This window comes from Bradyrhizobium sp. USDA 4532, assembly GCF_024171315.1.
Classification (GTDB): Bacteria; Pseudomonadota; Alphaproteobacteria; order Rhizobiales; family Xanthobacteraceae; genus Bradyrhizobium; species Bradyrhizobium australafricanum.
Map to the genome: position 1 here is coordinate 1,299,757 of NZ_JALJZN010000001.1, position 20,784 is coordinate 1,320,540.

The 20,784-nt window shown below is 65.7% G+C and carries 19 protein-coding genes; 6 read left to right on the forward strand and 13 right to left on the reverse strand.

Annotated features, from left to right (window positions below):
• Window positions 1–130 precede the first annotated feature (130 nt).
• The 4 genes from J2R76_RS06300 to J2R76_RS06315 form a co-directional block, all read right to left on the reverse strand.
• Window positions 131–577, reverse strand: a complete 447-nt coding sequence (locus tag J2R76_RS06300) for a DUF4440 domain-containing protein (RefSeq protein WP_168855880.1) — start codon at window positions 575–577, stop codon at window positions 131–133.
• Between the two features lie 101 nt (window positions 578–678).
• Window positions 679–1,371: a helix-turn-helix domain-containing protein gene (locus J2R76_RS06305; protein WP_168855879.1), complete on the reverse strand. Its 693-nt coding sequence runs from the start codon at window positions 1,369–1,371 to the stop codon at window positions 679–681.
• Between the two features lie 210 nt (window positions 1,372–1,581).
• A complete protein-coding gene (locus tag J2R76_RS06310) occupies window positions 1,582–2,244 on the reverse strand; it encodes a response regulator transcription factor (protein WP_253623837.1) in 663 nt (220 codons plus the stop codon).
• On the reverse strand, window positions 2,241–3,662 hold the full coding sequence (locus tag J2R76_RS06315) for a sensor histidine kinase (RefSeq protein WP_168855877.1): 1,422 nt from the start codon (window positions 3,660–3,662) through the stop codon (window positions 2,241–2,243). The genes J2R76_RS06310 and J2R76_RS06315 overlap by 4 nt, the downstream gene beginning before the upstream one ends.
• Before the next feature lie 237 nt (window positions 3,663–3,899).
• Here J2R76_RS06315 and J2R76_RS06320 point away from each other — a divergent pair, with 237 nt between their 5' ends.
• The 3 genes from J2R76_RS06320 (at window position 3,900) to J2R76_RS06330 (ending at window position 6,444) form a co-directional block, all read left to right on the forward strand.
• Window positions 3,900–4,835, forward strand: coding sequence for a DUF3280 domain-containing protein (locus J2R76_RS06320; protein WP_253623838.1), 936 nt, complete (start codon window positions 3,900–3,902; stop codon window positions 4,833–4,835).
• A 137-nt stretch (window positions 4,836–4,972) separates the two neighbouring features.
• Window positions 4,973–5,884, forward strand: coding sequence for an amino acid ABC transporter substrate-binding protein (locus J2R76_RS06325; RefSeq protein ID WP_168855875.1), 912 nt, complete (start codon window positions 4,973–4,975; stop codon window positions 5,882–5,884).
• A 410-nt stretch (window positions 5,885–6,294) separates the two neighbouring features.
• Entirely contained in the window at window positions 6,295–6,444 is a 150-nt protein-coding gene (locus J2R76_RS06330) for a hypothetical protein (RefSeq protein WP_018271828.1), read from the forward strand.
• 110 nt (window positions 6,445–6,554) lie between these two features.
• On the opposite strand, the gene J2R76_RS40935 is transcribed toward J2R76_RS06330, so the two are convergent.
• Complete coding sequence (locus tag J2R76_RS40935; RefSeq protein ID WP_168855874.1) at window positions 6,555–6,959, reverse strand: hypothetical protein; 405 nt, start codon at window positions 6,957–6,959, stop codon at window positions 6,555–6,557.
• A 256-nt stretch (window positions 6,960–7,215) separates the two neighbouring features.
• Between J2R76_RS40935 and J2R76_RS06340 the strand changes: the two genes are divergently transcribed.
• Together J2R76_RS06340 and J2R76_RS06345 are read left to right on the forward strand one after the other, a co-directional pair.
• A complete protein-coding gene (locus J2R76_RS06340) occupies window positions 7,216–8,409 on the forward strand; it encodes an NADH:flavin oxidoreductase/NADH oxidase (RefSeq protein WP_141343141.1) in 1,194 nt (397 codons plus the stop codon).
• 153 nt (window positions 8,410–8,562) lie between these two features.
• On the forward strand, window positions 8,563–9,921 hold the full coding sequence (locus J2R76_RS06345; RefSeq protein WP_253623839.1) for a S41 family peptidase: 1,359 nt from the start codon (window positions 8,563–8,565) through the stop codon (window positions 9,919–9,921).
• 189 nt (window positions 9,922–10,110) lie between these two features.
• On the opposite strand, the gene J2R76_RS06350 is transcribed toward J2R76_RS06345, so the two are convergent.
• From J2R76_RS06350 to J2R76_RS06370, 5 genes are all read right to left on the reverse strand, one after another.
• On the reverse strand, window positions 10,111–12,840 hold the full coding sequence (locus tag J2R76_RS06350; RefSeq protein ID WP_168855872.1) for an EAL domain-containing protein: 2,730 nt from the start codon (window positions 12,838–12,840) through the stop codon (window positions 10,111–10,113).
• 157 nt (window positions 12,841–12,997) lie between these two features.
• Entirely contained in the window at window positions 12,998–13,525 is a 528-nt protein-coding gene (gene moaC / locus J2R76_RS06355) for a cyclic pyranopterin monophosphate synthase MoaC (protein ID WP_050384518.1), read from the reverse strand.
• A gap of 4 nt (window positions 13,526–13,529) precedes the next feature.
• Window positions 13,530–14,351, reverse strand: coding sequence for an indole-3-glycerol phosphate synthase TrpC (trpC, locus tag J2R76_RS06360; protein WP_168855870.1), 822 nt, complete (start codon window positions 14,349–14,351; stop codon window positions 13,530–13,532).
• 11 nt (window positions 14,352–14,362) lie between these two features.
• Window positions 14,363–15,376, reverse strand: a complete 1,014-nt coding sequence (trpD, locus tag J2R76_RS06365; protein WP_057016518.1) for an anthranilate phosphoribosyltransferase — start codon at window positions 15,374–15,376, stop codon at window positions 14,363–14,365.
• 70 nt (window positions 15,377–15,446) lie between these two features.
• Window positions 15,447–17,348, reverse strand: a complete 1,902-nt coding sequence (locus J2R76_RS06370; protein ID WP_253623840.1) for a peptidylprolyl isomerase — start codon at window positions 17,346–17,348, stop codon at window positions 15,447–15,449.
• Window positions 17,349–17,589: 241 nt separating this feature from the next.
• Here J2R76_RS06370 and tpiA point away from each other — a divergent pair, with 241 nt between their 5' ends.
• Window positions 17,590–18,342, forward strand: a complete 753-nt coding sequence (gene tpiA / locus J2R76_RS06375) for a triose-phosphate isomerase (RefSeq protein WP_168855868.1) — start codon at window positions 17,590–17,592, stop codon at window positions 18,340–18,342.
• A 57-nt stretch (window positions 18,343–18,399) separates the two neighbouring features.
• On the opposite strand, the gene J2R76_RS06380 is transcribed toward tpiA, so the two are convergent.
• The 3 genes from J2R76_RS06380 to J2R76_RS06390 form a co-directional block, all read right to left on the reverse strand.
• The gene (locus J2R76_RS06380) at window positions 18,400–19,236 is read right to left on the reverse strand and encodes an IS5 family transposase (RefSeq protein WP_253587672.1); all 837 of its coding nucleotides are present in this window, start codon (window positions 19,234–19,236) and stop codon (window positions 18,400–18,402) included.
• A 264-nt stretch (window positions 19,237–19,500) separates the two neighbouring features.
• Window positions 19,501–20,031 (reverse strand): N-acetyltransferase, encoded by a 531-nt coding sequence (locus J2R76_RS06385; RefSeq protein WP_168855867.1) that lies wholly within the window; start codon window positions 20,029–20,031, stop codon window positions 19,501–19,503.
• A 3-nt stretch (window positions 20,032–20,034) separates the two neighbouring features.
• On the reverse strand, window positions 20,035–20,601 hold the full coding sequence (locus J2R76_RS06390) for an XRE family transcriptional regulator (RefSeq protein WP_168855955.1): 567 nt from the start codon (window positions 20,599–20,601) through the stop codon (window positions 20,035–20,037).
• Window positions 20,602–20,784: the final 183 nt, after the last annotated feature.

A 20,784-nucleotide genomic window follows, 5' to 3' on the forward strand; every position in this document is an offset into this window, starting at 1 on the left:
CCCAATGAACCGATGTCCCGATGATCAATGCCGTCTTCGGCTGAGGGCCAATAAGGTGCATGACCATCCGTCACTTGCGGGCCGTCAGGCTTGCGGGGTGGCTGACCGTGTGGCTGTGGCACCCGCGAATCTATTCCTTGACGAAGATATGAGACTTTATCTTCCACTGCCCGTCGGGTTGGCGTTCAAGCAGTCTCACGGTGCTGCCAGAAATTGGCGCCGCCTTCTCATTTATTACTAGCGTGGCCGTGAAATGCGAGGTGGTGTAGGCGTAGTTTCCCATGGGCAACACATCGAGCAACTCAACCTTGTGATCTCTGACGCTTCTTCCCCGCCCGGCAAAGAAATTACGGATTGCCAAAGGGCCGGTGACTGGCTGCGCACCAGGCGGCATCAATCTGGCGTCAGCGGCATACAACGGTAACAGGGCATCGAAGTCTGCGTTGTTGATGGCGGCATCCCATTTGGCAGCCGCCGAGGAAAGTTCGTCGGCAGGTGGGGCTGCCCCTGCGGGACTGACGCAAGTACAAGTAAAGATCAACAACAGGGTGCATGAAGGAAGAGAAGGGCGGCTCATCTTTGCCTCCTTTAGCTGAGATGCTTAGCGCGGGAGCGCATTCGCAAACGCTATAGCCGAGGCAAGCAGAACCACTAGTCCAGAAAGTGGACTGGATATCCTCAACTGGCTGAGACTCGATCTGCGGCCGCCGGCGCCTCATCGGCATATTTGCTGCGTGGGAACCAAGTCCGCATGCTGTTCACAAGATGCCTGGGACCGTCGATCTCGATTTTGCCGAGCTCACACGCCCGTAGCAGCGGCATCTCTTCTACGAAAATCTGCACGAGCGTCAGCAGACTCGCATAGAGGCTGATATCGACCTTGAAGCCGGGGTCATCCCAGCAAAGATCGGCTTCCTCCTTCTTCACAACAAACCACCAGCGCTTTGGCCGAGCGTCCGCAATCTCGATGTACAGAACGAAGTCGCATGGAATGTGCCTTAGATCGAACGAACGGCGCATATTCCACATGAGCCGGCCCGCGTGAAGTTCGTTGGGTGTGAGCTGGCTGCGAGCCCATTTGTGGCCCCAATAGCCCATTGCATCGATAATTGGCCTGGCTTCCCTGGCTGCCTGGGTTGGATGGTACTCCCAATGCCCGTTATCGCCTGATCTGCGTGAGATTAGCCCGGCTTCTTCTAGCGTTTGCAAGCGCTTGGAGAGGAGGGTCGGCGACATCTGCGGGATGCCGCGGCGAAGCTGGTTGAAGTGGTGGGACCCCAGCAACAGTTCGCGGAGCAGGAGCGGGGTCCACCGCTCCGTGAGAATTTCCGCAGCTTTGGCTACGGGGCAAAATGATCCATAGCCTTTCATGACGAGAACTTTAGCATCACGAGGGCCACCAAGGTAGTCCAGGTTCTGAACTATGTCCCAGACGAGCCAGCATCGAGGCTGTCCTGGAGGTCTGTTACGCGATTTTCTCGAGACTCGGCCATTCGACGATGCCGGCTCGATGTTCGGTTTGCCCGGAGGCAGATGCGGCTCGATTTGCCAGTACGCGGCCTGGCTGGTGCCACCGCGGGCTCAGCGTTCGCCGAGATCGATCTGCGTGAGGATGCCTTGCCGCAGCGCGAGGCGGACCAACTCGATATCGGTGCCGACGCCGAGCTTGTCCTTGATCAGGGAATGGAGGTTCGCGACCGTCTTGGGACTGAGGTGCAGCGCCTCGGCGATCTCCTCGGTGGTGTTTTCCGCGAGCAGCATGCGCAGCACCTCGAATTCCCGCGCGGTCAGGAGGTCGGCCGCCTTGGTCTCGCCGGCAAGGTGGCTGAGCGCGAGCTCGTGGTCGATATCCGGGCTGATCGCGATCTTGCCCGACAGCGCATCCATCACGGCGTGCACCAGCGTCTCCGGCGGGCTGGTCTTGGTGACATAGCCGCTCGCGCCGGCGCGGATCGCCTGCACGGCAAAGGCCGCGCTCTGGTGCATGGTGAACACCAGGATTTTTGCGCGCCTGTCCCACTGCCGGAGGCGGCGGATGGCCTCGATGCCGCCGATGCCGGGCATCGACAGGTCCATGATGACGAGGTCGGGCCCGGTGTCCTTGTAGAGGCGGTAGGCCTCGACGCCGTCGGAGGCTTCGGCGACGACGCAGAGGCCCGGCTGCTTCTGCAGCATCGCCCGGTAGCCCTCCCGGACGACGGCGTGGTCGTCGACCAGCATGATGGTGCGCGCCGCGTGGCTCATGCCGCGCGCTCCACCGGTGCGGCCTCTCGGCTGGCCGCGACGGGAACGATGACGCGGAGCGAGGAGCCGCTGGGCTGTCCGGTCTCGAAGCTGAGCCGCCCGCCCAGCGCGGCGACCCGCTCGCGCATGCCGAGCAGGCCGAGGCCGGACCTGAGCTGGGGATCGCCTTGCGGATCGCCGGGCTGGCCGTCATCGTCGATCGCGAGCACGATCGCGCTGTCGCCGCCGCCAGGCGGCGCCTCGCGCATCTCAAGCCGCAGCATGACGCGCGTGGCGCCGGCATGCTTGGCGGCGTTGGTGAGCGCCTCCTGCACGATGCGGTAGAGATTGGCGCTGACGGAGGCGACCAGGCGCTCGAACGATCCCGATATGGTGATCTCGAACCGTGGCTGTCCGCGGCTGCGGCCGTTCCAGCCGGCGACCAGGCCCTCGAGGCTGGCCGCAAGTCCGAGTTCGTCGACATCGGGCGGGCGGAGCCGGAAGAGGGCGCCGCGCAACGTCTCCATCATGTCGGTCGCGGTCCGCGCGATGCCGTCGCATTCGGCGAGCAAAGGCGGGCAATCCGCGGCCGCGGTTTGGCGCGCCGAGGCGGCGAGCGCACGGATTGCGGCCAGCGACTGCCCGAACTCGTCATGCAGCTCACGCGCGAGGTGCCGGCGCTCCTCGTCCTGCACCAGGATCAGTTTCTGCGTCAGCGCGTTGCGGTCGGAGAGCGCGGCGGCGAGGCGCTCGGCGAGCTGGTTGAAGACATCGCCGATCGCCGACAGTTCGGCGAGATCGAACGGCGGCAGGCGCGCGGCGAGGTCGCCTGCGGCGATCCGCTCGAGCCCGTCGCGGATCTGCCGCGTCGGACGCAGCGCGCGCGCCAGCGCCGCATAGACCAAAGCGCAGAGCAACGGCAGCGCGATCATGAAAACCGCCATCAGCCGGCCGGCATCGTGCCAGGCCTCGGCGGTCGGCACCGCCGGATCGATCCAGGCCACCGCTTCGCCGACGGCAATGCCGCGCGAAACCACCTGCTGCACCGCCTCGCGTCCGGGATCGAACAGGCGGCGATAGAGCGCCGCGAAGGCCAGCGGCGGCGCGGCCGTGTCAGTCTGCGCGCCGCCGCAGAAGCGTTGGCTGATCTCGCCGCTATTGCTGCGAAAGGCGATGCACAGTCCCGGCGTCATGACCGTCGCGGCAACGCTGTCGAGATCGGGAAAGTCGGAACGCGCATTGTTCAGCCACTGGATCTTGCTCTGCTGCAGCTCCAGCGTCTTGGCGGCGACATCGGCAACGGCCGCGATCCGCCCGCGCACCGAGCGGTCGGCCTCGATCAGGAAATAGCCGGAGATGACGGCAAAGCAGAGCGTTGAGACGATAGCCACGCGCAACGTCAGCCGCAGTTTCAGATCGCTTCCGGACCAATTCCACATTGGCGTATCCTCAAGATCGAAGGCGGGCTTCGGCGCGCGATCGCGGGCAGGGTCGTCACGCACATTAAACGGCAGAACGGAGGCGCCGAGAAGCGCCGGCTTGGGCGTTCTTTGGGCGCGGACCATCGTCGTGAAATTTTCCCGGCGCCGGGCGGGAGGCACTCCGCTGCGGCGCGGCGGCCAGTTGGCCCAGGATGCGACCGACCCGCCCGCGCCAGCACCCGAAAGGCCCAGACCATGCGACAATCCCGTCTTGTCTTGCACGCCCTCGCGTTGACCGGCCTTCTGGCCGGACCTTGTCAGTTGCGCGCCGAAACGGGCACGGTGCCAGCATCTCAGCTTGGCGTCAGCATCGATGATTTCAGTTATGTCGACACCTCGGGCGAGGTCCTCGATCAGACTGCCGTGCACCAGAAGCGGCTCGACGTGTTCATGCGCGCGCTGCGCGTCGACGTCGCCGCGGAGCCGCGCTATCGCCTGGTGCCAGCAGCGGCGTCCGCAGGCGAGGCCCGGATCAAGGTGGTCGGCGGCGTGCAGAAGATGAGCACGCTGGTGCAGTGGGCCAAGGTGGCGGTCATCGATGTTGAAGGGAGCCGCGTGCTGTACGAAAAGCTCTACACGTTTCGCGGCGACAATGACGAGGCATGGGACCATGCACGGGTGTTCGTGTCGCGCGAGGTGCGCAGCGTCCTCGCGGGCGTGTTGCCGCCGACGCAGACCGCCACGGCTGCGCCGATCGGACTTGCGGTGTTCGAATTCGAGCTTGAGGACACCTCCGCGGCGCCGGCATCCGGCCTTGCCGACGCCGATGCGGCCTACCTCGCCGATGTGACCAAGGGCGTGCGTGACCGGCTTGCGCAGTCGGGCCGCTACCGCCTGGTCGACACCGGCGGCGCGACCGCCGAGCCCGTCAAGGCGCGCGCGCTGCGCGACTGCGACGGTTGCGAGGCGGCGATCGCGCAACAGCTCGGCGCCGATCAATCGCTGATCGGCGTGATCAGGCGGGTCAGCCGGACCGAATACACGATCGGCTTCCAGCTGCGCGACGCCCGCAGCGGCGCGGTCGTCTCACGCGGCGACAGCGGCCTGCGGATGGGCGCCGATTATTCCTGGACCCGTGGCGCGGTCCGCCTGGTCGGCGATCGCCTGCTCGAAGGTGGGGCGCAGCGCTAGGGATGCTTCGCGGCTGCGGCTGCAACTCTGGCAGGCGGACCATAGCAAAGTGCGATAGCTGCTAGACACACCGTCATCTGGCTCCGGGCTCATGCGTGCGCTATCACCGCCGCCTGATCACCGCACAGGAGCCGCCGATGCGTTTGCCCGCCATCCTCTTCGCACTCACGCTCGCCGCAAGCCCCGCGGCGGCCGAGGAGCTGTCGGGCACGCTGCAGAAGATCAAGGAGACGAAGAAGGTCACGCTCGGCTTTCAGGAGGCTTCCGTTCCCTTCAGCTATCTCGACGACAATCAGCGGCCGATCGGCTTTGCGCTCGACATCTGCCTGAAGATCGTCGATGCCGTGAAGAAGGAGCTCGGCGTATCCGACATCGCCGTCGACTACCTCCCGGTGACCTCGTCGAACCGCATTCCCCTGATGGTCAACGGCACGATCGATTTGCATTGCTCGGCGACCACCAACAGCGCGGACCGCCAGAAACAGGTGACCTTCACCAACACGCATTTCCTCAGCGCGACACGGTTTGCCGCCAAGAAATCCGCAGGGATCAACACGATCGACGATCTCAAGGGCAAGTCCGTCACCGCCGTTGCGGGCTCGGTGAACCTCACGCAGCTCATCAAGGTCAACACCGAACGCAAGCTCGGCATCAACGTTCTCCCGGCCAAGGACCAGGCCGAGGCGTTCCTGATGCTGGAGACCGATCGCGCCCAGGCCTACGCGCTCGACGACGTCCAGCTTGCGGTTGCGATCGCGCGATCGAAGCAGCCTTCGCTCTACATGATCAGCGAGGAGGCGTTCTCGAAGGCAGAGCCGTTCGGCATCATGCTGCGCAGGGAGGACACCCCGTTCAAGGCGCTCGCCGACCGCGCCACGGCGGAGCTCTACAAGAGCCCCGAGATCGAGGTCATGTACAGGAAGTGGCTGGAAGCGCCGACCCCGCCGAAAGGTATCAATTACAACGTCCCGATGTCGCCGGCGCTGCGCCACGCGTTCGCCCATCCGAGTTCGAGCTTCGATCCCGACGTGTACGAGGTCGGCAAGTAGCGTCACTTGCGGGTGTGCCAGCGCAAATCGATTGTGGTTCTCGGAAGCCGCTGCGCTCACCCCCGCGCCGAGCGGCAGTCCGGGTGCACCTCCAATGATTTACGGCCCCAGCGTGACGGCTGGGGCCGCAGGAGGTGGTGTGTGCCTCTGGGGCAATGAATCAGAGGACAACCACCGAACCGCACATCGATGACAATGTTCCAACAGGCTGCGGCCGGCCGTGCCATGCTGCCACTGAGAAGCTTGCAGACCGCGCCAGGACCGTACCATCATGACGTCGGCCGGCCCGAATCGAATGCGGGCCTGGTGGACGTCTCCAGCGTCGGCCTTCGGCCCCAAAGGGTGCCGGGGTCACATTTCTGCTTGCAGCTGATTTTTTTCGCTATGCCGATTGTTCTGCGGAGCCGACATTGAACCACGACGCATTGGCCAAGCTCACCGTCACCATCATTGTCCTGGTCGCGTTGCTGGTATGGCGCGTTGCCGACCAGAAGAAATCGATTGAATGCGGCGCAAATTGCCCGACCGATCTCTCCGCGAGCCGGAAGGCCGCTCAATAGATCGAAGCACCTTCGATCAACGGCGCGGGTCGAACCGGCGCCGATCAAGCCAAGCGAGCTTTGTCGGCGCCATTCCGGTTCACGGCCGCCTGGTCAGCATGGCGCGCGGCCTAGCGCTTTGCGGGTGGGCCGCTCTTGTTGCCTGGTTGTCCCTTGATGTTCGACGAATCCTGTTCCTGGACATGCAGGTTCTGCGAGTTCGAGCCGACCGTGCCTTGCTTGGCGGGCGGCCCGCTCTTGTTGCCCGGCGCGCCGGCGATTCCGGTTCCGGAACTTTGACCGCTCGGAGACGTCGTGGCGTTTGGGGAACCGGCGGCCGTGTCGGGGCGCCCCGGAGGCGTTGCGGCCGCGCCGGGCCTGTCCTGATCGCCGACATAGCCGGATTCACCGGAGTTGCGGGTCTTGGCACCCTTGTCGGCCTCGTTTTGCAGGTTCTGGGCAACCGCGTGTTGCGCCAGTATCGGGCCGGTTGCCATGGCACCGGCGATGAGCAGTGCGATTGTGCGGGTCCTCATGAGTGTCCCTCCTCTGGGTTGCCGGGGACAACACGTATCGCGATCATCATTTCCTATGCGCGCGAAAAATCGCCGCGAGGGAACAGGCATGGCGAGCGTGCCGCGGCCCGCTACAGCGCTGCCATGCCGCGATCCGTTTGAGCGGCCAATTGCGGCCGCCGGCGCGCCTCTATCGGCCATCGCGCGGTGCGTATATCGTCCGCGCCAAACACAAGATCGTCCCGCGCGCCGGGTAACGACGCATAATGAGGAAGCGATGTCCGACATGCTGCTGTTTTCGCCAATGACGATCCGCGGCGTCACGCTGAAGAACCGCATCGTGGTGCCGCCGATGCACCAATATTCCGCCGAGAAGGGCTTTCCGACCGACTGGCATCTGATGAATGCCGGCAAGTTCGCCGCCGGCGGCGCCGGTCTCGTGATCGTCGAATCGACCAAGGTCGAGCGGCGCGGCTGCGGCACGATCGGCGATCTCGGCATCTGGGACGACAAGTTCATCGCGCCGCTCAGCCGCCTCGTCGGCTTCATCAAGCAGCAGAACGCGGTCGCCGGCATCCAACTCGGCCATTCCGGCCGCAAGGCGCGCGCGAGCCGGCCCTGGGAGGGCGATCGCCCGCTCGAGCGCACCGCCGAGATCGAGGACTGGGATGCCTGGACGCCGGTGGCGCCGAGCGCGATTGCCCATAGCGAGCGCTGGCCGGTGCCGCGCGCGCTGGACACGCATGAGGTGAAGGATCTCGTCGCAGCCTGGGGGCAGGCGGCACGGCGCGCCCATGCGGCAGGGTTCGAGGTGCTGGAACTGCACGGCGCCCATGGCTATCTCGTGCACGAATTCCTCTCCGGGCGCTCCAACCAGCGCAGCGACGAATATGGCGGCTCGGAAGCCAACCGGATGCGCTTCCTGATCGAGGTCACCGAGGCGGTGCGGGCGCACTGGCCGGATCACAAGCCGCTGTTCGTGCGGCTGTCGGTCGAGGACAACGCCGGCTGGGGCCCGGAGCAGAGCGCGCGGCTCGCCAGGATCCTGAAAGCGAAGGGGGTCGACGTGATCGATTGCTCATCGGGCGGAATCAGCGAGATGGCGCCGATCCTGGGCAAGGAGATCAAATACAACTATCAGGTGCCGCTCGCGGAATATGTCCGCGCCCATGCCGATATCATGACCATGGCGGTCGGCCTGATCATCCACGGAGACCAGGCCGAACAAATCCTGCGTGATAAACAAGCAGATTTGATCGCGGTCGGCCGGGAAATCCTCAATAACCCGAACTGGCCGATGGACGCCGCGCTCAAGCTCGGCGTCGAGGGGCCGTTCCGCAATGTTCCTCCGCAGTTCGGCTACTGGCTGGGCACGCGGGCCAAGCGCGGATTCGGCACCCAGCCGTCGACCTGGCAGAACGGGTTGCGGGAGACTGGGCCAAAGGCCGACGAAAGGCTGACAGGGGGCTGACAAGAGGCCGATCCGGGCACCGTGACAGGACCGTAATGGTCCGGTGACAAGGCGGCCTTGATCCGACCAAAAAGCCGTTGTGTGGTGCCCCGCGTCGGGGTGGGGCCGAATGTTGCGAAACGTTGCCGGCCGTTAGCGAAGGGATCACGGATAATGCGCAAACATGTTGGCTTCTTGCTCGGGACGGTCGCGGGCGCGTGTCTCACCCTGCTCGTGGCCTCGCCGCAGGGCGCGCATCTGTTCGCCGTCGCCAACGCCGCCGCGCATTCCGACAACAGCAACACCTATTCGCAGCTCAATCTGTTCGGCGAGGTGTTCGAGAAGGTCAAGACCGACTACGTCGAGAAGCCCGAGGACGCCAAGCTCGTCGAGGGCGCGATCAACGGCATGATCTCCTCGCTCGATCCGCACTCCCGCTACATGAACGAGAAGGGCTGGGCGGAGATGCAGGAGACCACGCATGGCGAGTTCGGCGGGCTCGGCATCGAGGTCACCATGGAGGACGGCTTCGTCAAGGTGGTGGCGCCGATCGACGACACGCCGGCCTCGCGCGCCGGCATCATGTCGGGCGACGTGATCACGTCGATCGACGACGACCAGATCCAGGGCATGACGCTCGACCAGGCCGTCAACAAGATGAAGGGCGCGCCCAACAGCTCGATCCGGCTGAAGATCATCCGCAAGGATGCCGACAAGCCGATCGAGGTCTCGATTATGCGCGAGATCATCCGCGTCCGCCCGGTGAAGTATCACGTCGAGGGCGGCGACATCGGCTATATCAGGATCACCTCGTTCAACGAGCAGACCACCGAGGGTCTGCGCAAGGCGATCGGCGATATCCAGAAGCAGATCCCGCAGGACAAGCTCACAGGCTACATCGTCGACCTCCGCAACAATCCCGGCGGCCTGCTCGACCAGGCGGTCTCGGTGACCTCGACCTTGATGCAGCGCGGCGAGGTGGTCTCGACCCGCGGCCGCAATCCCGAGGAAACCCAGCGCTTCACCGCGCATGGCGGCGACATGACCAAGGGCAAGCCGCTCGTCGTCTTGATCAACGGCGGTTCGGCCTCGGCCTCCGAGATCGTCGCCGGCGCGCTGCATGACCACAAGCGCGCGACCCTGATCGGCACCCGCTCGTTCGGCAAGGGCTCGGTGCAGACCATCATTCCGCTCGGCACCGGCAATGGCGCGCTGGCGCTGACCACGGCGCGCTATTTCACGCCGTCGGGCCATTCGATCCAGGCACTCGGCATCAAGCCCGACATCGAGGTGCTGCAGGACGTGCCGGACGAATTCAAGACCCGCTCGGAGATCAAGGGCGAGGCCTCGATGCGCGGCCATCTCTCCGCCGAGGGCGCCGAGCAGACCGGCTCGCAATCCTACGTCCCGCCGGACGAGAAGAACGACAAGGCGCTGGCCGCGGCGTTCAACCAGCTGCGCGGCGTCACCGTCAACGCCGATGCCAAGAACGCCGACACCAAGGCCGCGCAGAAGCGGCCGGTGCCGAACTAGAACCTGTAGCCCGGATGGCTCCATCCGGGCTACGCAGCTGCCAAAATATCGAAAACAACCCCATGCAAAGGAGCCGGTGGGGGCTGGCGCTCGACCAGGCAATTTGACACGTCGGGCAATTACAGGGTATATTTCCAAAATTCCGAAATCGTGCGGGCGCGCCCCTCGGGCTCCGACTTCCGAGCAGCCTTACGCCGCGCCGACCGGCTTGCGTCGCCGCGCCGTGCTCGCGCCCGCGGCGGGGCCGCGGCGATGCCCGGCCAGCAGCTCGCGGATCTGGGCGGCGGGCTTTGGCGGGCTGAACAGATAGCCCTGCATTTCCGAGCAGCCGAGCTCGCGCAGCAATTGCTGCTGCTGCGCGGTCTCGACGCCTTCCGCCGTCGTCGTCATGCTGCGCTCGGCGGCGATGTTGACGACGGCCTCGACGATGCCGGCCGAGCCTTGCGGATCGGCGATGTCGGTGACGAAGCAGCGGTCGATCTTGATCTTGTCGAACGGGAATCGCTTCAGGTAGCTCAGCGACGAATAGCCGGTGCCGAAATCGTCGAGCGCGATCCTGATCCCGATGGCGCGCAGCTGGTGCAGCGCGGCCAACGCGCTCTCGTCGTCGCGGATCAGCACCGCCTCGGTGATCTCGAGCTCGAGCCGGCTCGCTGACAGCCCCGACGATGCAAGCGCCGCGATCACCTTGAGCGCCAGCGTGCCGCTGCGGAACTGCACCGGCGAGACGTTGACGGCGAGCCTGACGTGGTCGGGCCAGTTCACGGCTTCCTTGCAGGCCGTCATCAGCACCCACTCGCCGAGCTGGTTGATCAGGCCGGTCTCTTCCGCAATCGGCACGAATTCGGCCGGCGAGATCATGCCGCGCTGTGGATGACGCCAGCGCACCAGCGCCTCGCAGCCGGTGATCTCGTTGCTGCGCAGGTCGACGCAGGGCTGGTAATGCACTTCGAGCCCGCTGCCTGCGGCGATCGTCTGCCGCAACTCCATCTCGAGCTCGCGGCGGGCGCGGGCGTCGGCATCCATCGCCGGCTCGAAGAAGCGGAAGACGCGCCGGCCGGCCGACTTCGCCGCATACATCGCAAGATCGGCGTTCTTCATGATCTGGTCGAGATCGGTGCCGTCCTTCGGCGCCAGTGCGATGCCGATGCTGGCGTCGGTCGTGACCTGGTGGCCGAGGCATTGATAGGGCGCGCGGATCACCTCGTAGATGCGCGCGACGAGGTCGGCGACCTCGGCCTCGCTCTTCACCCCGGTCTGCACGATCGCGAACTCGTCGCCGCCGAGGCGAGCGACGAAATCGCCGTCGCCGATCACGCCGCTCAGCGTCCGCGCCACGGACTTGAGAAGCTCGTCGCCGACCATGTGGCCGAGCGAGTCGTTGACGCCCTTGAATTCGTCGATGTCGATATAGAGCACCGCAAGCTGGCTGTCGGGCGTGACATGCGGCAGCTCGCGCCTGATCTCCTCGTGGAACAGCGCGCGGTTCGGCAGGTCGGTGAGCGCATCGTAGTGGGCGAGATGCGTGATGCGCTCCTCGGCGCGGCGGCGCTCGGTGACGTCCTCATGGGTCGCAAGCCAGCCGCCGTCGGCCAGCGGCTCGTTGACGACCTGGATCGAGCGCCCGTCGGGCGTCGTGATCACCATGGTGTTGCGGATGCCGACGTCGCGCAGCACGAGATTGACGTAGCGCTCGACGTCGCCCTGGAACGAGCCGGTCCGGTGACGATGCACGATGACGTCGCGGAAGCTGCAGCCGGGCTTGATGATGTCGGCCGACAACCCGTACATCTCGATATAGCGCCTGTTGCAGATCACCAGGCACTGCGCGGCGTCGAACAGCAACAGGCCCTGCGTCATGTTGTTGACGGCGGTGTCGAGCCGCAGCTTCTCCAGCGTCAGGCGCTGCTGCTGGGCGCGATGCTGCTGCACCAGCTTGCGCACCACCAGCGTCAGCAGGATCGCGATCGCCAGCACCGAGATGCTGGTCACCGCGATCAGGATGCCGATCTGCTCGCGCCAGTTGGCGAGCGCCGCCTCGGTGGTGCTCGTCGCGACGACGACGATCGGGAATTTGGTCAGTGCCCGCGACGACACCAGGCGGTCCTTGCCGTCGACCGGGCTGGCGAGCCGCGTCGTGCTCTGCGGCAGCTCGAAAACCTGCTGCTGATTGACCGGACCGTTGCGGAAATTCCTCCCGATCAGCTCTTCGACATGGGGATAGCGTGCCAGCAGCGTGCCGTCGCGATGATGCATCGAGATCGCGGCGCCGTCGCCGAGCGCCACGGTGGAGAAGAACTTCTCGAAGGCCGCCGGCTCGATGCCGCGGCCGACCACGCCGAGGAATTCGCCGTGCGGACCGGTGACCTTGCGGACGATAACGGTGGTCCAGTTTCCGGTGATGCGGCTCACCACCGGCGCGACCTGCATGTCGGGCGAATAGGGGCTCGACTTGAAGATCTGGAAGTAGGGGCGGTCGGCAATGCTTGCCTGCGGCAGCGGCCAGGCGCCCGAGCTGTTGATCAGAACGCCGTCGGCGTCGAACACGTTGAGGCTGCCGACATTGGACAGCGCGTCCATCTTGGATTTGAGCATCGCATGGATGTCGGCGGCCGACATCCGGCGCCTGTAGTTCTCCGGCGTCGCGATTGCATTGTCGCGCATGAACGTGATCAGGTCGCGCTGGACGACTTCGAGATCGTCGAGCTGCTGGTCGAAATGCCGCGCCAGCAGCAGTACGGTGTTCTCGAGCTCACGCTCGCTGTTGTGCAGGGCGCGATCGCGGAAATTCTCCGCCATCAGCGTAGCGCCGATCGCGATCGCGGCCATCAGCACGGCGCCGCCAAGGATCAGCCAGCGGATCGGACCGCTGCCGATCACCGATTTGATGTTGAACGTGGCGCCGCCGTTTGGAGTCATTTGCCGCAATCGCTTCCAGGTGTTTCACCCGGAAGTAGGTCTCGTGCACCCCCGGCCCGCGAAAGTCGTATCCAATCGAAATGGAGCGCGGGTTAGCGAGATTGGTTAATGAAACCTTGCGGGCATTGGCGACAGGCCGTCGCGTGCGTACCGGCGATCACGCGCCGGCGCGATAGTGCCCCGATTTGCCGCCGATCTTCTCGACGAGGTGGATGCCCTCGATGCGGATGCCGCGGTCGACCGCCTTGACCATGTCGTAGATCGTCAGGCATGCGACCGAGACTGCGGTCAGCGCCTCCATCTCGACGCCGGTCGGCCCCGTCACCTTGACGCTGGCGCGGACGATGCAGCCGGGCAGCTTGCGGTCGGGTGTGATGTCGATCGTGACCTTGGTCAGCGCCAGCGGATGGCAGAGCGGGATCAATTCCGAGGTCCGCTTCGCCGCCATGATGCCGGCGATCCGCGCCGTCGCCAGCACGTCGCCCTTCTTGGCCTGGCCGGTTTCGATCAGCGCCAGCGTCGCCTTGCTCATCACGACGCGGCCTTCGGCGACCGCGGTCCGCTCGGTCGCGGGCTTGGCCGAGACGTCGACCATCCGAGCCTCGCCCTTGGCGTCGATATGGGTGAGGGCGGTGCCGGAGCCGGAAGGCTCGGCCTTGGTCTTGCCCTTGCTGTTCCGCGCCATTGCGTCAGCGCGTTGCGGTGGCGCGCGGGGCGGCCTGCCGCGTCAGCAAGGCGCGGGTCGCCGCGGTGACGTCCTGCTGGCGCATCAGGCTTTCACCGACCAGGAAGGTCGACATCCCGACCCGTTCGAGCCGGGCGAGATCGCCAGGCGTGAAGATGCCGCTCTCGCCGACCATCAGGCGGTCGGGCGGGATCAGCGGTGCCAGCGCCTCGCTGGTCGCGAGCGTGGTCTCGAAGGTGCGCAGATTGCGGTTGTTGACGCCGATCATCGGCGAGCGAAGTTTCAAGGCACGGTCAAGCTCGGTGCGGTCGTGAATCTCGACCAGTACGTCCATGCCGTAGCCGAGCGCGGCGTCCTCGATCTCCCTAGCCGCCGCGTCGTCGAGCGCGGCCATGATGATCAGGATGCAGTCGGCGCCATGGGCGCGCGCCTCCGCCACCTGGTAGGTGTCGAACATGAAATCCTTGCGCAGCACCGGCAGGCTGGTCGCCGCGCGGGCCGCAACCATGAAGTCGAGATGGCCCTGGAACGAGGGCGCGTCGGTCAGCACCGACAGGCACGCCGCGCCGCCGGCCTCGTAGGCCTTTGCGAGCACGGGCGGATCGAAGTCGGCCCGGATCAAGCCCTTCGAGGGCGAGGCCTTCTTCACTTCCGCGATCAGCGCGTAGTCGCCGCGCGCATGCTTGTCCTTGAGGGCGCGGACGAAGCCGCGCGGGGCCGAGGCCGATCTGGCCTGCGCCTCGACCTCGGCGAGCGGATGGGCGCGCTTCGCGGCTGATATCTCCTCGCGCTTGTAAGCCTCGATCTTGGTCAGGATATCGGACATGTTTCGCGCTCTCAGCCGTTCGAAACCGCGACCAGATGCTTCAGCCGCGCGGCGGCAGCGCCGCTGTCGAGCGACTGGGCACCGATCGCGACGCCTTCCTTGAGGTCCTTGGCGCGGCCGGCCACGATCAGCGCGGCGGCGGCGTTGAGCAGGGCGACGTCGCGATAGGCGCTCGGCTTGCCCTGCAGCACGCTGGAGAGCGCGATCGCGTTGGCATCGGCGTCACCGCCCTTCAGCGCCTCGCCGCCGACGCGGCCAAGGCCGGCATCCTCGGGCGTGACCTCTGATGTCGTGATCTCGCCGTTCTCGAGCGTCGCAACGAAGGTCGGGCCGGTGAGGGTGATCTCGTCGAGGCCATCGGAGCCGTGCACGACCCAGACCTTGTCGGAGCCGAGGTTCTTCAGCACCTGCGCCAGCGGCTGCACCCATTGCCGCGAGAACACGCCGACCATCTGCCGCTTGACGCCGGCGGGATTCGATAGCGGGCCGAGCAGGTTGAAGATGGTGCGGGTGGCGAGTTCGACCCGGGTCGGACCGACATTCTTCATCGCCGGATGATGCGCGGGCGCGAACATGAAGCCGATGCCGGCTTCCTTGACGCAGCGCCCGACCTGTTCGGGCGTCAAATCGAGCTTGACGCCGAGCGAGGCCAGCACGTCGGCGGCGCCCGAGCGCGACGACAATGCGCGGTTGCCGTGCTTCGCCACGGGCACGCCGGCGCCGGCCACGATGAAGGCCGCGCAGGTCGAGACGTTGACCGAGCCGGAGCCGTCGCCGCCGGTGCCGACGATGTCGACGGCCTCCGCCGGCGCCGTGACCGGCAGCATCTTGCCGCGCATCGCCGTGACGGCGCCGGTGATCTCCTCGACGGTCTCGCCGCGCACCCGCAGTGCCATCAATAGCCCGCCCATCTGCGAGGGCGTGGCTTCGCCCGACATCATGCTGTCGAAGGCGGACGCCGCCTCTTCACGCGTCAGCGTAGCGCCGGTGGCGACTTTTCCGATGATCGATTTCAGGTCGTCCATTCGCTGGCTCAGGGTCTGTTGTTGGAGCTTGATCGCCGCGCAGCGCGTCGTCGCGCTGTCCCGATCATGCTCAATTATTTGCGCCTGTCACCTGTGCGAAGGCTGCCTGGTTGATGGTCACACCGATATCGGACTCGATCTTCGTGACATATTGCGCGACCTGCTCGTCGCTCAGCGACCGCCGCAGCGCCTCGGTGAGCTGCTTGGCCGCGTCGGACGCGAAGTCGACCGGCGGCACCGTCACGTTGGTGACGCGGAAGACCACCCACTGGCTGCCGCCGGCGACGGAGGTCTCTCCGTCGCCGTCCTTGGCGGTCCGGAATGCCGCCGCAATCACGCCGGCCGGCACGGCAGGCAGCGAGGCCTCGCGGTTCAAATTCGCCGCGGTTTCGACCTTGACGCCGGCAGCGGCGGCTTCGTCGGCGAGCTTGGCGCCGCTGTCGAGCTTCTGGACGATCTCGGTCGCCTTGGCGCGCAGCTTGGTGGAGATCTGGTCTTCGCGCCACTTGGCCTCGACCTGATCGCGAACCTCGTCGAGGCTGCGCTCGCGCGACGGCGTGATGCCGAGCACGTCGTACCAGACATAGCCGCCGTTGAACTGGATCGGGTCGTTGTCGACGCCAACGTCGCTGTTGAAGGCCTGCGACACCACGTCGAGGCCGCGCGGGATGTTGGTCGCGACCTGGCCGTTCGGCAGCCGTCCGGAGCGATCGACCGCGTCGATGGTGACGGGCGTCAGCTTCAGCTTCTGCGCGGCTTCGACGACGCTGGCGCCGCCGCCGCGCTCGTCTTCCATCTTGTCGCGCAGGTCAGCGACCTTGGTGCGGGCGCGCTCAGAGGCGATCTCGTTCTTCACCTGCTGGGCGAGGCTCTCATAGCTCGGGGTCACGCCGGGCTCGACCTTGCCGACCTTGACCAGCGCGACGCCGAAGCGGCCCTGCACCGGCTGGCTGACTTCGCCGGCGGCCAGGGAGAAGGCGGCATCGGCGACGGCCGGATCGAGGATCGCCGACTTCGCGACCAGGCCGAGATTCACGTCGGCCAGATTGAGGTTGCGCTCCTTGGCGATGTCGTCGAACGACGTGCCCGACGCGATCCGCCCGCGCGCGGCCTGCGCCTCGCCAGCGTCCGGAAACACGATCTGCGAGACCTCGCGCTTCTCCGGCGTGCTGAGCCGGTCCTTGCGCTCCTCGAAGATCTTCCTGGCGTCCTCGTCCGACACCGTTTCCCACTTGCCGATTTCCTCGGGCGTGATGGCGACGAAGGAGATCTTGCGGTATTCGGGCGCGCGGAACTGGGCCTTGTGGTCCTCGAAATAGGCGGCGAGCGCCTCGGGCGAGGGCGGATCGATGGTTCCGGCCTGCGCTGCGCCGAGCGTGATATAGTCGATCGAACGCTGCTCGTTCTGGAACCGGGTCAGCGCCTCGACCAGCGATTTCGACGGCTCGATCCCGGACGAGATGGTGCCGGCGATCTGGCGCCTGAGGCCAACGCGGCGCTGCTCGGCGATGTAGCGACCTTCGGTATAGCCATAGTTGCGGATCACGGCCTGGAAGCGCTGCGGGTCGAACTGGTTGTTGAGGCCCTTGAAGTTCGGATCGTTGTAGATCGCGCGCAGCACCTCGGCGTCGGACACGTTGAGGCCCATGCGGCGCGCTTCCTCGTCCATTGCGGCTTCCGCAAGCGTCTGCTGCAGCACCTGGCGGTCGATGCCGAAGGCGCGCGCCTGGTCCGGCGTCAGCGGGCGGCCGAACTGACGGCCAAGCTGCTGCAGGCGGTCGGTATAGATCTGGCGGAACTGCTCGGCCGAAATCTCGGTCCCGCCCACCTTGGCGAAGGTCGACTGGCCAAACCCCTTGAAAATGTCGGCAATGCCCCAAATTCCGAAACTGACGATCAAAACGCCCATCACCACGGCCATAATCGTCTTGCCGAGCCAGTTTGATGAGGCTTTCCGCATTCCTCGAAGCATGGGTCCAACTTGTTTTACAGGAGGGGAACCGGGTCGTGCCCAATGGGGAGCCGAAAGTCGAGGCTTTTGTCCCGCAGCAGGGCGTCACCGGGTTGAAAACCCATCATAAAGTGGCCGAAGCGCCCCCGCAACCTTGGCCGCGCGGGCGGAAGCGTCGCACGGTGTGCGCGAAGCCGAGCTCTGGAAGTCGCCGCCCGGCTCTGGTAGCGCAGGGACACGCTTGAATGATGGGAAATCCGACATGACCGACGCCATCCGGCCGCTGATCGCCGGCAACTGGAAAATGAACGGCCTGAAATCCTCTTTTGCCGAGTTCGACGCGATGCTGGCGGGCGCCGGCGATGTCGCCGGGAAGGCTGATCTCCTGGTCTGTCCGCCCGCGACATTGGTCGGGGCGTTCGCTGACAAGGCGCGCGGCTCGAAGGTCGCGGTCGGCGCCCAGGATTGCCATCCCAAGGCATCGGGCGCCCACACCGGCGATCTCTCGGCGGAGATGTTCAAAGATCTCGGCGCGGTCGCGATCATCGTCGGCCATTCCGAGCGGCGCGCCGACCACGGCGAGACCGATGCCTTGATTCGGCAGAAGGCGGAGGCCGTGTGGCGCGCCGGGCTGACCGCGATCGTCTGCATCGGCGAGACACGCGAGCAGCGCGACGCCGGCAAGACGCTCGATGTCTGCGGCACCCAGCTTGCGGGCTCGCTGCCCGACGGCTCTACCGCGGCCAATCTGGTGGTGGCCTATGAGCCGGTCTGGGCGATCGGCACCGGCCTGACCCCGACCGCCAAGGATGTCGAGGAAGTTCACAGGTTTATCCGAGGTCAGCTCACCGATCGCTTCAAGGGCGAGGGAAACAGGATCAGGATCCTCTACGGCGGCTCGGTCAAGCCGTCGAACGCGGCCGAACTGATGGCCGTCGCCAATGTCAACGGCGCCCTGGTCGGCGGCGCCAGCCTGAAGGCGTCGGACTTTTTGGCGATCGCTGCGGGGTGTTAGGGCTGCCCCTTTCGCACCGAGCTCTCACACCGTCATCCTGAGAGTCTGACTCATAAATCACCCAACCTTAGCTGCAGCCGCGAGTCTGCGGGTCAGGAGCCTGATGTGTGCAATCAGCAGCCAGGCAGCTTCGGTTGCCGCCGTCGCCTCGAAGTCCTTGGCGAGGCGGCGGCATCTGCCGAACCAAGCGAATGTGCGTTCAACCACCCACCGCCTCGGCAGAAGCTGGAAGCCTTTGACGCCTTGAGGCCGCTCGACGATCTCGACAGTCCATGGACCGCAGTCTGAGAGCGCGTCGAGGAGTTGATTTCCGCGGTAGATCCGGTCGGCAAAGACGTGGCGCAGCCGGGGGAAGTTCATCCGCACGTTCTTCAGCAGCGGTACGGCGCCATGGCAGTCCTGAACGTTGGCCGGATGAACATGAACCCCAAGGAGGAGGCCATTGGTATCCGTCACGATATGCCGCTTGCGGCCGTAGATGCGCTTGCCTGCATCGTAGCCGCGCGGTCCGCCAGCTTGCGTGGTTGGCGCACTTTGACTGTCGATCACGGCTGCCGTCGGCTTCGGTGTCCGTCCAAGCTTTTTTCGCGCCCGTCGGACAAGCACGCTGACAATCCTCTGCCACCGGCCTGTATCCCGCCATCTATAAAAATAGCCCTGCACCGTCGAATAGGGCGGGAACTCCTGCGGCAACGCCCGCCACTGGCAGCCGGTCGAAACGATATAGAGGATCGCTTCGATCACACGACGCAGCTCCGTCTTACGCGGCCGGCCGCGCCGGTTCGCTCGCGGCAACAGGCGTCTGATCACCGCCCACTCCGCATCGGTCATATCGCTTGCATAACGCAGATCGTCCCGCCGATATTGCTCCCGAGTGATCTTGGTCCAGGGCATCGTGCTCTCCCTCGAATCTTTGCAAATCCGATGGAATCACACCCCACTGAGATCACTCACCCATTTTTCAGTCAGGCTCTGAGGAGGCCGCAACGCGGCCGTCTCGAAGGATCGACGGCCCAGCTGGTGGCCGTCGCCCCCTCGAGACGCGCGGAGCCTGTCATCGGGCCGCGCTTTGCGCGGACCCGTTGGCGCTCCTCAGGGTGACGGGATTGGCAGTGTTGCGCAGACAGTTGCCATCGGCATCTCTGCTTGGCTACGGATTCAGGCCGCCGCCGCGCCGATCCGCTTCCAGTAGATCATCGTGCCGGTGAGGCCGCCATGCGGCTTCAGCGCGTAGTCCGGGATGATGCCGGTGAGCTGAAATCCCAGTCTTTCATAGAGTGGCGCAGCGCCATCCTCTGCGGCGGTGTCGAGCACCAGCAGCGTGCGGCCGTGCGCGATCGCAAGCTGCTCGGCCGTGCGCATCAATTCCGTCGCGACGCCGCGATGGCGATGGGCGACGCGTGTCATCATCTTTGCAATTTCCGCCCGATGCGGCTGGTTGGGCGGCAGGTTGAGCAGAAGCGTCACGGTGCCGATCAGATCATTGCCGGTGAATGCGCCGAGCACGATGCGCTCGCCGCGCGCGGCGGCGCCGAGCGAGTCCTGCCAGAATGCATCGGCGTCGTCCGGCGACAGCGGATGCATGAAGCTCACCGAGCCGCCGCCGGCGACGGTCTCGACCAGCAGCTCGCTGAGCGCGCTGCGAATCCCGGGCGCATCCTCGAGCGGCTTGATGGCAAACTGCGGCATGCATCAGCTCCGGGCCAGGGCGACCACATAGGTGCAGGAGGCGTTGGTCTCGTTGGCGAATGTCGTCTCTGCCGGCGGGCCAAAACCGAGGCAATCGCCGGCGGCGAGCAAATGGCGCGCGCCGCCTTCGGTGATGACGAGGCTGCCGCTGAGCACCCAGACCAGTTGGCGGATATGCGCGTAGGAGGAGGCGGGCAGGGTCACGGTCTGCTTCGGCGGCAGCTCGACCCGCACCAGTTCGACCGGATGGTCGGGACGGCTGAACACCTGGCGGCGCAGATAGCCGGTTTCCGGATCGCGCCAGGCCGGTTGCGCGGCGGCTCGCGACAGCCGTTCGCCCTGGCCTTCGGCGCGCAACATCAGGCCGGCCAGGGTGAGATCGAAAGCCGAGGCGAGGCGCACCAGCACGACCGCAGTGGGGCTGACCTCGGCGCGCTCGATCTTGCTGATCGTGGCCTTCGAGACGCCAGCGCGTTCGGCGAGGTCGGCCAGCGACCAGCCCCGGCCATCGCGCTCGAGCCTGATCCGCTGCGCCAGGCGTTGGCTCAGATCTTCTACTAAAGTATCCATTTGTCTACTATAGTAGAAATTGCCGGTTCCCGGCAAGGCCCGGCCGGGCCGCCATCGGCGCCGCTTGTGATCGTCGACAGTGCGACTATCTCGGGGGTGACAATGCCCGGTGCAATCGTGTAACAGGGCGCGACTTCACGAAAACCGTAAAGCCGATAGCGCCGTTTGTCTGGCCGCTTGGCG

Excerpts from the sequence above, each read along its gene's own strand:
- J2R76_RS06345 (WP_253623839.1), top strand. The coding sequence starts at position 8,563 with ATGCGCAAACATGTTGGCTTCTTGCTCGGGACGGTCGCGGGCGCGTGT.
- J2R76_RS06390 (WP_168855955.1), bottom strand. The coding sequence starts at position 20,601 with ATGGATACTTTAGTAGAAGATCTGAGCCAACGCCTGGCGCAGCGGATC.
- J2R76_RS06325 (WP_168855875.1), top strand. The coding sequence starts at position 4,973 with ATGCGTTTGCCCGCCATCCTCTTCGCACTCACGCTCGCCGCAAGCCCC.
- J2R76_RS06300 (WP_168855880.1), bottom strand. The coding sequence starts at position 577 with ATGAGCCGCCCTTCTCTTCCTTCATGCACCCTGTTGTTGATCTTTACT.
- J2R76_RS06370 (WP_253623840.1), bottom strand. The coding sequence starts at position 17,348 with ATGCTTCGAGGAATGCGGAAAGCCTCATCAAACTGGCTCGGCAAGACG.
- J2R76_RS40935 (WP_168855874.1), bottom strand. The coding sequence starts at position 6,959 with ATGAGGACCCGCACAATCGCACTGCTCATCGCCGGTGCCATGGCAACC.
- J2R76_RS06340 (WP_141343141.1), top strand. The coding sequence starts at position 7,216 with ATGTCCGACATGCTGCTGTTTTCGCCAATGACGATCCGCGGCGTCACG.
- trpC (WP_168855870.1), bottom strand. The coding sequence starts at position 14,351 with ATGTCCGATATCCTGACCAAGATCGAGGCTTACAAGCGCGAGGAGATA.
- tpiA (WP_168855868.1), top strand. The coding sequence starts at position 17,590 with ATGACCGACGCCATCCGGCCGCTGATCGCCGGCAACTGGAAAATGAAC.
- J2R76_RS06310 (WP_253623837.1), bottom strand. The coding sequence starts at position 2,244 with ATGAGCCACGCGGCGCGCACCATCATGCTGGTCGACGACCACGCCGTC.
- moaC (WP_050384518.1), bottom strand. The coding sequence starts at position 13,525 with ATGGCGCGGAACAGCAAGGGCAAGACCAAGGCCGAGCCTTCCGGCTCC.
- J2R76_RS06385 (WP_168855867.1), bottom strand. The coding sequence starts at position 20,031 with ATGCCGCAGTTTGCCATCAAGCCGCTCGAGGATGCGCCCGGGATTCGC.
- J2R76_RS06380 (WP_253587672.1), bottom strand. The coding sequence starts at position 19,236 with ATGCCCTGGACCAAGATCACTCGGGAGCAATATCGGCGGGACGATCTG.
- trpD (WP_057016518.1), bottom strand. The coding sequence starts at position 15,376 with ATGGACGACCTGAAATCGATCATCGGAAAAGTCGCCACCGGCGCTACG.
- J2R76_RS06305 (WP_168855879.1), bottom strand. The coding sequence starts at position 1,371 with ATGAAAGGCTATGGATCATTTTGCCCCGTAGCCAAAGCTGCGGAAATT.
- J2R76_RS06315 (WP_168855877.1), bottom strand. The coding sequence starts at position 3,662 with ATGTGGAATTGGTCCGGAAGCGATCTGAAACTGCGGCTGACGTTGCGC.
- J2R76_RS06350 (WP_168855872.1), bottom strand. The coding sequence starts at position 12,840 with ATGACTCCAAACGGCGGCGCCACGTTCAACATCAAATCGGTGATCGGC.
- J2R76_RS06320 (WP_253623838.1), top strand. The coding sequence starts at position 3,900 with ATGCGACAATCCCGTCTTGTCTTGCACGCCCTCGCGTTGACCGGCCTT.